Source organism: Pseudomonas sp. 10S5, from assembly GCF_035019745.1.
In the GTDB taxonomy this organism is placed as follows: Bacteria; Pseudomonadota; Gammaproteobacteria; order Pseudomonadales; family Pseudomonadaceae; genus Aquipseudomonas.
Genome location: NZ_JASJVL010000050.1, coordinates 1 through 461, shown reverse-complemented (window position 1 = coordinate 461; position 461 = coordinate 1). Strand labels below are relative to the sequence as shown.

The window sequence follows — 461 nt, the reverse complement described above, 5'->3', positions numbered from 1 at the left end:
CGAGCGATGGAGTAGCGCATCAGTTGACGGGCTTCTTCCGGTATTTCTATCCAGCCTTGATAGGTTTGAGGCTCGACTGAGGATTGCCAACGCACGAAGACCCGTTTCGGGAGATCGGCACCGGTGACAAAACTCCCGTTTCCACCGGTATCCGCCCATCCGTGGGCATATTCGATGCCGTCGTTCCGAAAAGCTCCGATGCCGATAGCCCCGCCGCCTCTGCGTGGAAAGAATCGGTTATTGATATCCACTACCGCGCTCATCTCGACCCAACCCGTCATATACCTTGGTGCAGAAAACCGTAAATCCCACCAAGGGTGATGGGGGTCATTAACGCCGGACAATGGGTCGGCGGCCTGGCATCCTGCGATCAGAGCTAGACCCAGTAATGCGGCGAGTTTTCTGATAATCATCCGGGATCACCAACTGCCATACGGAATACCGAAGCGTTCGATGTATTG

General features: G+C 55.1%; 1 protein-coding gene. It reads right to left on the bottom strand.

What is annotated here, in order from left to right:
* A partial coding sequence (locus tag QN378_RS23335) for a DUF2931 family protein (RefSeq protein WP_323551186.1) occupies positions 1-413 on the bottom strand: 413 nt, incomplete at its 3' end.
* Positions 414-461 lie beyond the last annotated feature (48 nt).